This is a genomic window from Blautia sp. HCP3S3_B11, from assembly GCF_052064435.1.
Lineage (GTDB): Bacteria > Bacillota > Clostridia > Lachnospirales > Lachnospiraceae > Blautia_A.
On sequence record NZ_JBQHVP010000022.1, the window covers coordinates 1 to 16,034 of the forward strand.

Annotated in this window: 15 protein-coding genes; 14 read left to right on the top strand and 1 reads right to left on the bottom strand. The window is 40.8% G+C overall.

The features are described 5' to 3' along the window. Positions 1-212 precede the first annotated feature (212 nt). From ACTNC0_RS15305 to ACTNC0_RS15340, 8 genes are all read left to right on the top strand, one after another. Positions 213-974, top strand: coding sequence for a helix-turn-helix domain-containing protein (locus ACTNC0_RS15305; protein WP_441088051.1), 762 nt, complete (start codon positions 213-215; stop codon positions 972-974). A 149-nt stretch (positions 975-1,123) separates the two neighbouring features. After that, entirely contained in the window at positions 1,124-1,888 is a 765-nt protein-coding gene (locus ACTNC0_RS15310) for a threonine/serine exporter family protein (protein WP_441088052.1), read from the top strand. Next, positions 1,885-2,331: a threonine/serine exporter family protein gene (locus ACTNC0_RS15315; RefSeq protein ID WP_441088053.1), complete on the top strand. Its 447-nt coding sequence runs from the start codon at positions 1,885-1,887 to the stop codon at positions 2,329-2,331. The genes ACTNC0_RS15310 and ACTNC0_RS15315 overlap by 4 nt, the downstream gene beginning before the upstream one ends. 323 nt (positions 2,332-2,654) lie before the next feature. Continuing rightward, entirely contained in the window at positions 2,655-3,275 is a 621-nt protein-coding gene (locus ACTNC0_RS15320) for a GDSL-type esterase/lipase family protein (protein WP_441088054.1), read from the top strand. 133 nt (positions 3,276-3,408) lie between these two features. Beyond that, on the top strand, positions 3,409-4,068 hold the full coding sequence (locus ACTNC0_RS15325; protein WP_118585855.1) for an amino acid ABC transporter permease: 660 nt from the start codon (positions 3,409-3,411) through the stop codon (positions 4,066-4,068). Then, positions 4,049-4,726: an amino acid ABC transporter permease gene (locus tag ACTNC0_RS15330; protein ID WP_008708209.1), complete on the top strand. Its 678-nt coding sequence runs from the start codon at positions 4,049-4,051 to the stop codon at positions 4,724-4,726. Before ACTNC0_RS15325 ends, ACTNC0_RS15330 begins: the two co-directional genes overlap by 20 nt. Positions 4,727-4,747: 21 nt before the next feature. Beyond that, positions 4,748-5,503, top strand: a complete 756-nt coding sequence (locus tag ACTNC0_RS15335) for an amino acid ABC transporter ATP-binding protein (RefSeq protein WP_118585852.1) — start codon at positions 4,748-4,750, stop codon at positions 5,501-5,503. A gap of 131 nt (positions 5,504-5,634) precedes the next feature. Beyond that, the gene (locus tag ACTNC0_RS15340; protein ID WP_441088055.1) at positions 5,635-6,645 is read left to right on the top strand and encodes a cysteine ABC transporter substrate-binding protein; all 1,011 of its coding nucleotides are present in this window, start codon (positions 5,635-5,637) and stop codon (positions 6,643-6,645) included. A gap of 196 nt (positions 6,646-6,841) precedes the next feature. Here the strand turns inward: ACTNC0_RS15340 and ACTNC0_RS15345 are convergent, their stop codons facing one another. Continuing rightward, complete coding sequence (locus tag ACTNC0_RS15345; protein WP_441088056.1) at positions 6,842-7,687, bottom strand: delta-lactam-biosynthetic de-N-acetylase; 846 nt, start codon at positions 7,685-7,687, stop codon at positions 6,842-6,844. Between the two features lie 1,163 nt (positions 7,688-8,850). On the opposite strand from ACTNC0_RS15345, the gene eno reads away from it, so the two are divergent. The 6 genes from eno to pyrH all read left to right on the top strand — a co-directional run bounded on the left by eno (position 8,851) and on the right by pyrH (position 16,002). Then, positions 8,851-10,188 carry a phosphopyruvate hydratase gene (gene eno / locus ACTNC0_RS15350; RefSeq protein WP_441088057.1) on the top strand — a complete coding sequence of 446 codons (1,338 nt, stop codon included), beginning with the start codon at positions 8,851-8,853 and terminating at the stop codon, positions 10,186-10,188. Between the two features lie 75 nt (positions 10,189-10,263). Further along, positions 10,264-10,500: a preprotein translocase subunit SecG gene (gene secG / locus ACTNC0_RS15355; protein ID WP_441088058.1), complete on the top strand. Its 237-nt coding sequence runs from the start codon at positions 10,264-10,266 to the stop codon at positions 10,498-10,500. A 149-nt stretch (positions 10,501-10,649) separates the two neighbouring features. Continuing rightward, complete coding sequence (gene rnr, locus ACTNC0_RS15360) at positions 10,650-13,046, top strand: ribonuclease R (protein ID WP_441088059.1); 2,397 nt, start codon at positions 10,650-10,652, stop codon at positions 13,044-13,046. A 293-nt stretch (positions 13,047-13,339) separates the two neighbouring features. Continuing rightward, positions 13,340-13,810, top strand: a complete 471-nt coding sequence (smpB, locus tag ACTNC0_RS15365) for an SsrA-binding protein SmpB (protein ID WP_441088060.1) — start codon at positions 13,340-13,342, stop codon at positions 13,808-13,810. Positions 13,811-14,137: 327 nt separating this feature from the next. Continuing rightward, positions 14,138-15,193 (top strand): hypothetical protein, encoded by a 1,056-nt coding sequence (locus ACTNC0_RS15370; protein ID WP_441088061.1) that lies wholly within the window; start codon positions 14,138-14,140, stop codon positions 15,191-15,193. Between the two features lie 113 nt (positions 15,194-15,306). Then, on the top strand, positions 15,307-16,002 hold the full coding sequence (gene pyrH / locus ACTNC0_RS15375; RefSeq protein ID WP_441088062.1) for a UMP kinase: 696 nt from the start codon (positions 15,307-15,309) through the stop codon (positions 16,000-16,002). Positions 16,003-16,034 lie beyond the last annotated feature (32 nt).

Consider the following 16,034-nt stretch of genomic DNA (forward strand, 5'->3'; position numbering starts at 1 on the left):
CAACAGTATCCAGACTGGGATGAAGAAGATTTTGACTATGAATAATGCGTTGTTTGGACATGACGAGAGTTAATTTTATAGGAAGTTAAGATATATGTGAAACAGATTGTTTGTGTTGCCTTTATCTGGACTATATCACCTGTAAATGATAAAATATAGTAAAATGTTGCTATAAATAACAAAATATTGCTGTATAAGCGAGAGGAATAAAGATGCAGGAGAAAAATAAGAAATATAACGAAAGAGAACAACAGATCGCAGAGAACCGGAGCAGGAATACTCTATTTGAGAGACGTGAGAATTTACAGAAACATGAATCTTATGCAAGTGAGCGTCGGCAGTATGATGCTATCAGGAATGGCCAGACAGACAGAATACAGTCCGTTTTTCAGATCACACCGGATGGAACCCCTGGAATCTTGTCCAGAAATGAACTGCGAAACAGTAAAAATATGTTTATCGCAGGAATTACGCTGTTTACCAGAGCTGCCATTGAAGGTGGCGTACCTGAAGAAACTGCTTATGCATTAAGCGACGGTTATATTCAGACAGTAGAAGAGTGCACCAGTAAATCTTCTATAGAAAAGTTATTACAAAAAGCAGCCCTGAGATTTGCCCAGGAAGTGCAAAAGTCCGGAATGATACATTACAGCAGAGAAATTGAAGCGGCAGTAAAATATATTCATCTTCATCTGCATGCTTCTATCACACTGGAAGAAACTGCAGAGACAGCAGGGATCAGTGCCAGTTATCTTTCAAGATTATTTAAAAAAGAGACAGGAATGTCTATTGTAGATTATATTCAGAAGGAACGGATAGAAGCAGCCTGTAATATGCTGACCTATTCAGATTATACAGCAGCACAGATCAGTGAATATCTTTGCTTTTCCACACAGAGCTATTTTATAAAAATCTTCAGAAAATATACAGGGACCACACCTGCGAAATATAAAAAATATAAAGTTCAGGACTAATATTTTATGAAAGCACTATAAAAATAGAAGTTGTATTAGCGGCAGTTAAGCTTTATACTTAAGCTATCATCAGAATACAAAAGTGCAGAAATGAGATGCTGGCGTATATTATGCCGTACTCTTTTCTATAAAATTAAAGGAGTATTCCTATGCAGACGTCCAAAGATTTTTTACACATTTTTCTTGATATGGGTGACGCACTGTTAAACAGCGGTGCAGAGATTTTTCGGGTGGAGGATACGCTGAACCGAATGGGTTATGCCTGTGGTGCTGCACAGATGAATGTTTTTGTGATCACATCCAGTATCGTTATTACCATGGAATTTCCGGGAGAAGGAGCGCGGACACAGACCCGACGGATCAGGGAAAGTGGTGGAAATGATTTTACCAAACTGGAGCAGTTGAATGACCTGAGCCGTCGTTTCTGTAATCATCCTGTTTCGTCAGCTGAGCTTCGGAAGGAATTTGATAAAATCAATAAAAATAAAACAAAACCGCTATGGAAACTTCTTGGAAGCCTTCTGGCTGCATGCAGTTTTGCCTTTTTTTATGGTGGAAGTATTCCGGATGCTGTTGCAGCAGGACTTGGGGCTGTTCTGATCTGGGGATTGCAGCAATATCTTCGTCCGGTATGCATGAATGAAGTGACTTTTCAGTTTGTGGCGTCTTTTCTTACAGGCTGTGCAATCTGTGGATTAACCTTGCTGTACCCATTCCTTCGCATGGATAAGATTATGATCGGTGATATTATGCTTTTGATCCCGGGATTGATGTCGACAAATGCAATCCGGGATGTACTTATTGGCGATACACTCTCCGGAATCATCCGCCTGATCGCCGCTTTGCTTCTTGCTGCGGCACTGGCACTTGGATTTATGGGAGCAATTATTTTATTTGGGAGGTTTGGACTTTGACTGCAGCAATCATGATACAATTAATTACCGGAGCCATTGGCTCTGTAGGATTTGGAATTCTTTTTCACATGAAAAAGAAATATCTGCCTCTGGCAGCAGTTGGCGGCTTTCTTAGTTGGCTGGTGTTTCTTCTGGGAAAAGAATTCTGGGGTAATGTGTTTCTTCCGACTCTGCTGGCTGGCTTAGTTACAGATGTGTATGCGGAAATTCTTGCAAGAATCTGTAAAGAAACATCGACATCCTTTTTTGTTACTTCCGTAATTCCTCTGATTCCCGGAAGCACTCTTTATTATTGTATGAGTAGTATTGTGGAAGGAAATACAGTTCAGGCATTGGAATATGGGAGGGATACCTTTCTTTTTGCTTTTGGAATTGCAGCAGGAATGAGTATTGCGTGGTCGATCTGCTATTTTCTGAGAAGTATAAGGAAAAAGCAGAACTGATCTGGCAAGAAAGAAATTCCCTGTGAAATGACATAAACCCGCACTATAATCTATAACAAAATATCGCACGAAGAAGAGCAGATATTACACAAATGTGTCCGGTGTAGTAGCTGCTCTTTTATGTTAAGTTACATTATTTGATATAAAAATATTTCTGAGCGTCCCTTTATGACTTATGAAGTACAATAAACATTTTCAAAAAAATACAAAAAAGGGATTGACAAACAAAAATAAAGATTGTATAGTATTCCTATAAAATCAATATGAAAACAGGGGAAGCAAAAAATTCCCATAAAAAATATCAGATAAGAAGGTGACAAGACATGAAACAAATCCTATGTTTCGGCGATTCCAATACATACGGTTTAATCCCGGGAACTACTAATCAGAGATACGGATGGGGTACCCGCTGGACTAGCATCCTGGATGACAAAGTAAGAACAAAAGGCTACAGAGTAATCGAAGAAGGACTCTGCGGAAGAACCACTGTATTCGACGATCCATTCCGCACAGAAAGAAGAGGAACGGAAATGCTTCCGGCAATCCTTGAGAGCCACAGACCGGTAGATACTATCGTTCTTATGCTTGGCACCAACGACTGTAAAAGCGTATACAGCGCAACCCCGGAAGTGATTGGACAGGGGATTGAACAGCTCCTTGATCAGATCAACACTGTAAACCCGGATGCCAAAATATTGCTGGTATCTCCCATCTACCTTGGGGAGAGAATCTGGGAAGAGGATTTTGATCCGGAATTCGATAAGAATTCTGTTGAAGTGTCACGAAATCTGCCCCGGGTGTATGAGAAAATTGCCAGAAGAAGAAATATTTCTTACCTTCCGGCTTCGGAATTTGCCCGGTCTGGTGAAGCAGATCAGGAGCATCTGGATGAGTTGGGACATAGCAGACTTGCAGATGCAATTTATGAAAAGCTTGCAGGATGACGCCTGAAATGTTATGATAATTCACAGATGCGCAGATGTAACGCTTTACCCAAGTCAAGCAATAAGCGGCACCAGCGCCCCAACCGTTCATTATAACGGTAAATCATAATAATAGAAGGAGAATAAAGTAACCATGGATTTTGAGTTTATCCGCGAGCAGACACCTCTTTATATTGAGGCAGCGAAGCTTACACTTCACATGGCAGTGATTGGTGTGCTGCTTGCCATTGTGGTTGGGCTTGTCTGTAGCATGATTAAGTATTTCAGGATTCCTGTACTTCGTCAGATCGTGGAATGTTACATTGAACTGTCCAGAAATACACCATTGTTGATCCAGTTGTTTTTTCTGTATTTCGGTCTGCCGAAAATAGGGATTGTCCTCAGTTCAGAACAGTGTGCGATCACAGGACTGACCTTTCTTGGAGGCAGTTATATGGCAGAAGCCTTCCGAAGCGGCCTGGACAATGTTCCACCGATTCAGATAGAATCCGCATTAAGCCTTGGAATGAGTAAGAGTCAGGTATTTACAAACATTATCCTGCCCCAGGCGGTATCCAATTCTATTCCGGCATTCTGTGCAAATGCGATCTTTCTTATTAAGGAAACCTCCGTATTCAGCGCAGTAGCACTTGCAGACCTGATGTTTGTGACAAAAGACCTGATCGGAATTTATTATAAAACAGATGAAGCCCTGTTTATGTTGGTAATCGCATATCTGATCATACTTTTACCAATCTCACTTATCTGTTCATTTGTAGAAAGGAGAGTCCGCTATGCAGAATATGGGGATTGAGGTTCTTTTTAAGGGAATCAACTCATTAAGACTCTGGCAGGGCTTGTGGGTAACAATAAGAATTGCACTGATTTCCATGGTATTTTCCATAATCCTTGGATTTCTTCTTGGGATGGTAATGAATATCCCAAATAAAATCATTAAGTTTATCTGCCGCATTTACCTTGAAATCGTAAGAATCATGCCGCAGCTGGTGCTTTTGTTCCTGGTATATTTCGGAGCGGCCAAGCATCTGGGGATGAACCTTTCCGGTGAGACAGCGGCGGTTATCGTATTTACATTCTGGGGAACTGCTGAAATGGGCGATCTGGTGCGAAGTGCGCTGATATCCATTCCTAAACACCAGTATGACAGCGGATATGGTCTTGGATTAAACAAATGGCAGGTCTATCTTTATATTATCCTTCCACAGACTATAAGAAGACTTCTTCCATCTGCGGTGAATCTTCTTACCCGAATGATCAAGACCACATCGCTAGTAGCGCTTATTGGGGTTGTAGAGGTATTGAAAGTTGGAAAACAGATCATAGATGCATCACGTTATACAAATCCGACAGCGGCTCTCTGGGTATACGGTGCAGTATTCTTTATGTATTTTATCATATGTTTTCCATTTTCCAGACTCTCCAGAGTGTTGGAAAAGAAGTTTGCTGATTAATAGAGAAATGAGGATAAATGAATGGGACAGCCGATTTTAGAAGTAGAACATTTAAAGAAATCATATGTAAACAATGTTCCTATTCTGGATGATGTTTCCTTCTCTCTGCAAAAGGGAGAAGTGGTGGTGATCGTAGGACCTTCCGGATGTGGAAAAAGTACTTTCCTGCGATGTGTCAACCGACTGGAAGAGATTGACAGCGGTGTACTGAAGCTTAACGGTGTAAGCTATGAGAAAGAGAAAAAGAATATAAGCAAAGTCAGAGAGAAGATTGGAATGGTTTTCCAGAGCTATGATCTTTTTCCGAATATGACAATTTTAAATAACCTTCTTCTGGCACCGATGAAAGTGCAGAAGAGAAACAAAGAAGAAGTGAAAAAGGAAGCGGAGCAGCTTCTTGACAGGGTTGGTCTTCTGGATAAGAAAGACAATTATCCAAGACAGCTCTCCGGTGGTCAGAAACAGCGAGTTGCCATTGTACGTGCCATGCTGATGCATCCGGAGATCATGCTTCTGGATGAGATTACAGCAGCACTTGATCCTGAGATGGTAAGAGAAGTACTTCAGGTAGTACTGGAACTTGCAAAGACAGGAATGACCATGCTGATCGTCACTCATGAGATGGAATTTGCCCGTTCCGTAGCAGACAGAGTGATTTTTATGGATAAGGGAAATATTGTAGAAGAGAACACTCCGGAACAGTTCTTTGATGATCCGAAGACTGACAGGGCAAAACAGTTCCTGAACAGTTTCCATTATGAAACAGTGAAAAAATAGATAGAGGAAAACAGAATATTGTATAAATCCTGAAATGGGTGATAATAACCATGAAATAGCAGGATATCACGAGAGCTGGTTATAAAGATTATAATAAAATCAAAATTTTTTAAAACATGGAGGAAAAGAACATGAAAAAAAAAATATTAGCAGTTTTATTAGCAACAGGTGTGGCAGCAACAACACTTCTTGGCGGAAGTATTCTTGTAAGTGCGGCAGATGACGGAGGAAACACTGCACAGGCCCGTACTCTGGATGAGATCAAAGAAGACGGCAAGATTAAGATCGGTGTATTCAGTGACAAGAATCCATTTGGATATGTAGATGAAAACGGTGATGTTCAGGGATACGATATTTACTTTGGAAAAAGACTTGCAAAAGACCTCCTCGGAAGTGAAGGTGATGTAGAATTTACTTATGTAGAAGCAGCAAGCCGTGTAGAATACTTGCAGTCTGCAAAAATTGATGTGATCCTTGCAAACTTCACAGTAACAGATGAAAGAGCAGAGAAAGTAGACTTCGCACTTCCATACATGAAAGTAGCTCTTGGTGTTGTTTCTCCTGATGATGCGCTGATCACAGATGTAAAAGATCTGGAAGGTAAGAAACTGATCGTTGTAAAAGGAACTACAGCAGAAACATATTTCACAGAAAACTATCCGGACATTGAACTTGTAAAATTCGATGAATATCAGGAAGCATATGATGCACTTCTGGATGGAAGAGGAGATGCATTCTCCACAGATAACACAGAGGTTCTTGCATGGGCTCAGCAGAACGAAGGTTTCTCTGTAGGAATCGAATCCCTTGGTGATATTGATACAATCGCACCGGCAGTACAGAAAGGTAATACAGATCTTCTCAATGCAATCAATGACGAAATCAAATCTCTTGCAGACGAACAGTTCTTCCACAAAGACTTTGAAGAAACTCTGAAACCTGTTTATGGTGACAACATTGATCCGGAAGATCTGGTAGTTGAAGGTGGAGTTGTAGACAGCGAAGAAACAACAGAAGATGCTGACAAAGAAGATGCTGACAAAGAAGATGCAGCAGACACAGATGAAGCATCTGATGATACAAAAGACGCAGAAACAACAGAAGAGCCAGAAGAAACTGAAGCAGCAGAAGACGCTGAATAATTATCTGTAAAAACGAACCGTAACTGTAAAAATGCAGGACGGTTACAAAATCACGTAACGTAGCATAAATTGATATTCTCATAAGTATTGATTTATAAACAAAAGGAGAGGTTAAAGATCCTGATGAGTGCCTCTCCTTTTGGGGTAGAGTTAACTTTTGTTTCAATTATGAAAATCTTGCATGCGGGGAACGGGATCAGGAATGTTCAATCAGCTCATTTAAGGAATGGAACGAATATCCCATATCTTCCCACTTGTTCAAGAGTTCATCCAGAATCTGCGCGTTAGTAGAAGATGTGCTATGCAGCAGAACAATAGCACCGGGATGAATTCGTCTGGTCAGCTTTTCGATAGCCTCCTGCGGATCTGGCTGATTATCCTGATACCAGTCCACATAAGCAAGACTCCAGAAGAAGGTATGATATCCCATCTCTTTGGCCATAGACAGATTCAGGGTACTGTAAATTCCCTGCGGCGGCCGGTAGAATTTGGTCATTTCCTTACCGGTAATTTCTTTATAAATATCTTCTACACCAGACAGTTCTTTTTGAAAAGATTCCTGCGTGGAAATCTTTGACATATCAGGATGTGTCATCGTATGGTTTCCAACAATATGTCCTTCGGCTTCCATCCTTTTTATCAGATCCTGATTTTCAGAAATAAAATTTCCCACAACGAAAAATGTAGCCGGGGCTTCATGTTTTTTTAATGCATCCAGAATGGCGGGTGTATTTCCGTTTTCATAGCCGGCATCAAAAGTAAGATAGATTTTCTTCTCCTCAGTGTTTTCAGCATAAAAGGCATTATACCGGGATAGCTCTTCAATTGTGGCATTTCCCACAGGACGTTTTCCTTCTTCCTGAAAGCTAAGCCCCCAGTTGGAACTTTGGGAGGAAGATGGGAGAGCGGATTGTTTTGCGGTATGGTGAGAGACAATCTTTCCGGCAACCGATCCAATGAGTGCAGACATAAAGAATAAAAGAAAAATCCTTATAGATCTGGCTGAGAAAAATTTGACTTGTGATATGTATTTGCGACGCATAGAGATGAGAACCTCAAAATATGTGGTATTGCTTTAATATATGAGATAAAAAAGAAAGATAGAAGCTTCAGTGCTGAATTAAGCAGCAATCCATTGTATCATTGTCTGTTTTGGTTGAGAAAGGCAGTAAGCAATGAGAACAGGTGAATAATTTGAATGTAGATATCTTAAGAAAATTATGCAAAAGAAAAGAGCCATCGATCTATTACTTATCGTGGCTCCTGTTAAGATTCTGTATCCAAGGGATGATACCTCGCTTTCTATGAAATTATATACAAAACTGAAATATTAAATGTTAAAACTTACTGTCCCATTGGTCTGTACCTTCCTTGTTAGTATGTCTGATTCGATATATCAGATGTAAAATAGGGTAAATCGTTAAGTTTTCATTGGACTATACCTTCTATATGCTGTTAACTGTTACATTTTAAATAGGATAAATCGTTAACGTTTCATCGGACTGTACCTTCCCTGTATTGATTGGTTATTATTTAAAAAATTAAATTTCCATTGGACTGTACCTTCTTCATATGGAATAGTTAATGAGTTAAAATAAGGTAAATCGTTAGGTTTTCATTGGACTGTACCTTCCTTGTGTTTGATAGGAACTTATAAAACTTAATTGGATTTAAAACTTTAAGTTCTTGGTGGTCCGTACCTGCCTTTCATAAATTATGAATCATGAATTTGAAACTTAGCTATTCTGGTGGTCTGTACCTCACTTTCTTAAATTATAAAGAAGAAGTTATGTTTTCGGTGGTCTCACTCCTTTTCTTTTTTTATTTTCGTAATCCCTTTTGTTTTATGAACTTAATATAACAGATAAAGATTGAAATGTCAAGTATAAAAATAGAAAATTTACAAAAATATTTAAAAGATATAATTAAAATGATTTATACTAATAAAATATTCTGAAAATAATAATGAATTCAAAAAATAACCAGTGTTTTTTAACCGAATCAAGTAAGTCCCCTGCTTCAATTGCGAATATCCGATTGAATATGTTTAAACAGCGCATACTAAGAAGAACATTGGGTAAAAATATGTTTATGAAGCAAGTCAAACGGATACAGGCAAGTCCATATTTGCTGATTATTTCTATTTGCAGTCAGGGCAGTGGATTTACCTGATCCGGTTAAATATCAGAAGCAGGAGGTTCTAATATGTTACGTTATCTGCCTGTAAGAAGGGTTCACGCAAGACAAGTACTGGATTCGAGAGGAAATCCTACGGTAGAAGTCGAAGTTACAGTAGGAGAAGGTGTGATTGGAATCAATGGATATACAGGAAGGGCAATCGTTCCTTCCGGAGCATCTACCGGGAAGTTTGAGGCAGTAGAACTTCGTGACGGAGAGAAAGGATACTATACGGGACTTAGCGTTCGTAAGGCAGTAGAGAATGTAAATATAAAACTGGCAGAAGCCATTCTTGGGGAAAATGCTCTGAATCAGGCTTATATTGATAAGAAAATCATAGAGACAGACGGTACAGATAATAAAAGCAACGTCGGGGCGAATGCAGCACTTGGAGTCTCTATGGCAGTGGCAAGGGCAGCAGCGGCGGCGCTTCGTATTCCACTGTATCAATATCTGGGAGGATGCCACACCAGGCAGATGCCGGTACCGATGATGAATATCTTAAACGGGGGATGCCATGCGGATAACACCGTAGATCTGCAGGAATTTATGATCATGCCGGTCGGTGCGAAAGATATGGAAGAAGCCATTCGTATGTGCGCAGAAGTATATCAGTTTCTCAAAATCATTCTGAAACAGAAGAACCTGTCGACGGCAGTCGGAGACGAGGGCGGTTTTGCACCGGACCTTCCGGATTCAGAAAGCGTACTGGAACTGATCATAGAAGCGGTAAAAAAAGCAGGCTATGAACCGGAAAAAGATATCTGCATTGCGATTGATGCGGCGGCCAGTGAATTGTATGATGAAGAAAGAGGCATATATGTTTTTCCGGGTGAGAGCCAGATGAAAGGAGAAGAAGTTCTCAGAGATTCCGGGGAGATGATAGAATATTATGAGAAACTGATCGAGAAATTTCCAATCGTTTCTATTGAAGATGGTCTGGAGGAAGACGACTGGGAAGGATGGAAACAGATGACAGAGAGGTTGGGAAATAGAATCCAGCTTGTCGGAGACGACCTGTTTGTGACTAATATTAAGCGCCTTTCCTGTGGAATCAAATTAGAAGCTGCCAATGCGATTCTGGTAAAAGTAAACCAGATAGGAACTCTTTCAGAAGCTTTGGATGCAGTGGAAATGGCTCAAAAAGCAGGATACAAAGCAGTAATTTCGCACCGTTCCGGAGAATCAGAAGATGCTTTTATCGCAGATCTGGCAGTTGCCACAGGAGCCGGACAAATCAAGACAGGAGCTCCCTGCCGTTCGGACAGAAATGCAAAATACAACCAGCTTCTGCGAATCCATGAGACGCTGGGAGAACTTGCAGTGTACGAAAATCCCTTTAAAAAGAGCGAAAAAAGCTGTTAAAAACTCGGAAATGTGGTTGAAATCCCTCTGCGGCTATGTTACAATGAAACTCAGTTGATTAGGAGGTGTAACGAAATGCATATTGTTAAGATCATTCTGAGTATCATTTTCATAATAGATTGCATCGCTCTTACAGTAGTAGTTCTTATGCAGGAAGGCAAGCAGCAGGGACTTGGTTCTATTGCCGGAGCAGCAGAGACTTACTGGGGTAAGAACAAGGGACGTTCCATGGAGGGCGGACTTGTAAAGGCAACCACTATTATGGGAATTTTATTTTTTGTAATATCTGTAGCATTAAATATGCTTGGTTAATTGAGTAAGAAACTGGAAACACTCTTGTCACGTACAAGGGTGTTTTTTGTGTCATTTGAATTGCATGAGTGTTATACTTCCTGGGGTGTTAATTGAGTATTGGTCAGTACACTGGTAATATTTGTTTATAATGAAATAAAAGGAGAAAGATGAGTAGAAAAGATATAGAACGCAGAAAGAAGTTTGTCCTTGAACTGATGGGAGATCCCATTTATCAGCCAATGAGATTTCGTGAGATTTCTTCTCTTCTGAGACTTTCAAAAGAGGAGAAAAAAGATCTGTACGATGTTCTGGATAAGCTTTGTGACGAAGGTAAGGTGTCTGTAGACCACAAAGGCAGATACGAGAAGGTCAAAGGAAAGTGGAAGAAGAAAAAAGATGACCGCCACTATGATGACCGAAAAGATGAGTATGAAGCAGATTTCGGAAAAAAGAAGAAAGATAAGAAGAATAAAGATAAAAACGATAAAGACAGTAAAAATAAGAAAAAAGACAGAGATAAAGAGTGGAATCGGGAGAAGGATCGCCGGAAGAATCGGGGACGGGATTTTCGGGATGAAAGAGACGGATATCGTGAAGAAGATCTGGAAGGAACTCCTGCAGAAGGAACTTTTATCGGACATCCGAAAGGATTTGGATTTGTAGAAATTGAGGGACAGGACGAAGATATTTTTATCCCGGAAGCCTACACAGGAACCGCTATGCATCAGGATAAGGTAAGGATCATCATCCTTGACGGACAGAAAGAAGGCAAACGTCAGGAAGGTGTTGTTGTGAAAGTGCTGGAACGAGGCATGCCGGAGATTGTGGGAACTTATCAGCTGAACCGTGACTTCGGGTTTGTGATCAGTGACAATCCGAAATTTTCCAAGGACATTTTTATTCCGCGAAAAGAAGCTGCGGGAGTTAAAAATGGGGATAAAGTAATCGCAACGATCACAGATTATGGTTCAAAAAATAAGAACCCGGAAGGCAAGATCAAAGAGAATCTGGGAAATATCCGTACACCGGGTACAGATATTCTGGCAATCGTCAAGAGCTTCGGAATTCCAAGCGAATTTCCGGATAAAGTACAGAAGCAGGCACAGAGAGTTCCGGATCACGTACTGGATGCTGACAGAGATGGAAGACTGGACCTGAGACATCTGCAGACTGTTACTATTGACGGTGAAGATGCCAAGGATCTGGATGATGCCATCTCTCTGTCAAAAGAGGGAGATATTTATCATCTTGGCGTTCATATTGCAGACGTAAGTAACTATGTTCAGTACAGCAGTGCATTGGACAGAGAAGCACTGAAACGGGGAACCAGTGTTTATCTGGCAGATCGCGTTGTGCCAATGCTGCCGGAACGCCTTTCTAATGGAATCTGTTCCCTGAACCAGGGACAGGACAGACTGGCATTAAGCTGTTTGATGGACATTAATGAAAAAGGTAAGGTAGTTTCTCATCAGATTGCAGAGACAGTGATTAACGTAGATGAGAGAATGTGCTATACAGATGTAAAGAACATTCTTGAAGATACGGACGAGGATGCGAAGAAGAGATATGAAGCACTGATTCCGATGTTCTTTATGATGAAAGAATTGTCTGAGATCATCCGAAGCAGCCGACACCACAGAGGCTCCATTGATTTTGATTTTCCGGAAAGCAAGATCATTCTCAATGCTGCAGGAAAAGCCATTGATGTAAAACCATACGAGGCAAATGTGGCAACGAAGATTATTGAGGATTTCATGCTGATGGCAAATGAGACAGTGGCACAGGAATACTGCACAGAGGAGATTCCATTTGTATACAGAACTCATGATAATCCGGATCCGGAGAAAGTAGAGAGTCTTCTGACACTTCTTCATAATCAGGGAGTGAAGATTCAGAAAGCAAAGGAAGAGATCACACCAAAGGAAATCCAGCAGATCATTGAGAGTATCGAGGGACTTCCAAATGAAGCAATGATCAGCCGCCTGGTGCTTCGCTCTATGAAACAGGCGAAATATACAACAGAATGCAGCGGACATTTCGGACTGGCAGCGAAATATTATTGTCACTTTACATCACCAATCAGACGTTATCCGGATTTACAAATCCACAGAATCATCAAAGATAACTTAAGAGGCCGCCTGATGCGTGAAGGCAGAACCGAACATTACAAAGAGATTCTGGATGAGGTTGCAAGACAGTCCAGTGTATGCGAAAGACGTGCAGATGAGGCAGAGCGTGAATCAGACAAGCTGAAGAAAGCAGAGTATATGTCTTATCATCTTGGGGAAGAATTCGAAGGAATCATCTCCGGCGTTACAGGATGGGGACTTTACGTGGAACTTCCGAATACGGTAGAGGGTCTGGTACATGTCAATACACTGCGTGATGATTATTATGTGTTTGATCAGGAAAGTTATGAACTTCGTGGCGAAATGACAAAGAAGGTTTACAAGCTTGGAGATAAAGTATGTGTTCGCGTGGCAGATGCAGACAAAATGCTGAAAACAGTGGATTTTGAGCTGGTTTCTGACATATGGGATACAGATGATGAAATTGAGGAATAAAGAGGCTATTTGATATTTATACACTACTCAATGTAAAAGATGCAGCGCGAGCCAGGTTACTGTTCTCTCCGTGTCCAGTAACACGCTACGCGATGCACAGAATTTATGCTAAACGCATAAATTCGCGCGGTATGTCCCGGGTTTTCTGTGACCTTCGCTCACAAAAAACGCCTCGCGGGATGCTACCTGTGAACAGTAACCGAGCCAGACAAAATGAAATCACAGTAAAGTTCCTGTCTGGAAGTTTTTGTATAAATATGTTATAACTGAATAAAAATGGCTTGGAGGATATTATGGCAAAGAAAAAAGGAATGAAGCTGATTGCCAATAATAAAAAGGCATTTCATGATTATTTTATAGAAGATACTTATGAAGCAGGTATTGCCCTTGCAGGAACAGAGGTAAAATCTCTGCGTATGGGCAAATGCAGTGTCAAAGAGTCTTTTATCCGCGTGGAGAACGGAGAAGTTTACATTTACGGAATGCACATCAGTCCTTATGAAAAAGGCAATATTTTTAATAAGGATCCGCTGAGAATCCGTAAGCTCCTGCTTCACAGATTTGAAATCAATAAGATAGAAGCAAAACTGAAAGAAAAAGGTCTGACTCTTGTACCGCTGAAAGTTTACTTCAAAGACAGTCTGGTAAAAGTAGAAATCGGTATGGCACGAGGTAAGAAGCTCTACGACAAGAGACAGGACATTGCGAAGAAAGACCAGAGAAGAGAAGCAGAGAGAGACTTTAAAGTCAAGAATCTGTACTGACAAGTAAACATATAATCCCGCACATCGTTTTAGGAAACGATATACTAAAAGATAGCAGGAAACGCCAGAATAATATAATGGCATTTCCTGCTGCTTTTATATTTGGCATAAATAACAGATTATAAAAAGATGTGCTAATTACAAGAAATGATTCTTTTTATGGCATAATAGATGAAAAAGAGGAAACACGAAATCCGAAAGTCTAAAAAATGTATGAAATCCGAATGCGTTTGGTTGACAAGTTTTCGATACTCTGCAATAATAGGAAATTGAAAAAATGGAAATGTTAAAAGAAAAAAGATATTCCGGATATAGGAGGGAATATATATGAAAAAACGTTATTTAATACTGGCAGGTCTGTTGGTAATGACAGTAGCCGCTACCGGATGTGGTAAGAAACAGACGACAGAGACAGAGCCTGTACAGGCAACTGCTACGCCAACTCCTGAGGTTACCAAGGCAGTTGACATGGTAGATATGCAGCAGACATCAGATGATGATATAAAGAATGTGATGGGAGAGAAAACTGCAACAGCATCCAAGGTGGTATTTGTAAATAATACTGGTGATGACATTCAGGCACTTTATATCCGTACACATGTAAGCGACGAAGACAGCTCCGATGAGGATGAAGAAGATGATGGATGGGGAGAAGACCTTATCAATGGTATGTTTACACTGAAGGATAAGGATAAAGCCCTGTATTATATGCCATCAGATACACAGACAACTGCAAACAAGAGCACAGCGTCTTGTGATATCCGCATCACCTATACAGATGAAGAGAAGAATGAATGTTTCTTCCGCGACATCCCGCTGAAAACTATTTCACAGATTACATTATGCATGGATGGAACAGGTGATGACTCGATTCCGTATGCGAAATATCTGACAGGTACAACTAAGAAAGAGATATCTACCCTTGCTGATGTAAAGAAACGTCTGGGAATGACAGATGACAGTGATTCTGATTCCACAGATAGCAGCAATACTACAGATTCAACAGATAATTCTGAGTCAACAGATAACAATAACAACAGCGATGATCAGAATAATAATGGAGATAACGGAAACGACGGCGGTACAGATAATTCCGGAGATAACGGAAATGGTGGTTCAGACGATGATCCGGGAGATAACGGAAACGGCGGTGGCGATGATGATCCGGGAGATAACGGAAACGGCGGAGATATGATTTCTACAGCGGAGCAGTACATCGGACAGTCACTGGATGCGCTGGAGGGTGCATGTGGATCACCACAGGGCAGCAGCTATGAGGATGACCCGGAGACTGGCAAGACCGGATTCCACTATTACAGCAATTTTACAGTTTCTACTACTGTTGATGAAAATGGTAATGAAATTGTTGCCGGAATATGGTAAAATAAAGATACGAATATAGCAGAAGATGAAACATGATATCTGGCTTGTTAAACAGGCAGCATATCGCAAATTTTGTTATCTGCGATAAAATTAATTTCAGGAGACAGTTAATTATGAAGCGTGTATTATTAAAATTAAGCGGTGAAGCCCTTGCCGGTGAGAAGAAGACCGGATTTGATGAGGCAACTGTTATTGAAGTTGCGAAACAGATCAAGACGATCGCTGCGGAAGGTCTGCAGATTGGTATCGTAATCGGCGGAGGTAATTTCTGGAGAGGACGTACCAGCGAGACAATCGACAGAAATAAAGCTGACCAGATCGGTATGCTTGCAACAGTTATGAACTGTATCTACGTATCTGATATCTGCAGATATCTCGGATTAAAGACGGAGGTTTTCACACCGTTCGTATGCGGCGCATTTACAAGCCTTTATTCCAAAGACGCAGTGGAAAAGAGCTTCGCACAGGGCAAGATCGTATTCTTTGCAGGCGGTACAGGACATCCGTACTTCTCCACAGACACAGCAACCGTACTTCGTGCAGTAGAGATCGAGGCAGAAGCGATTCTTCTTGCGAAAGCAGTTGACGGAATCTATGACAGCGATCCGAAGACAAACCCGAATGCAGTGAGATATGATGAGATTTCCATCGAAGAAGTAGTTGCGAAGAAACTGGTAGCGATGGACCTGACTGCATCTATCATGTGTATGGAACAGAAGATGCCGATGCTGGTATTTGCACTGGATGAGAAAGACAGCATTATCAATGCCGTTCATGGCAAATTCGTCGGAACAAAAGTTATTGTATAATAATAAAATCTATAAAAGAGGGAGACTAACCT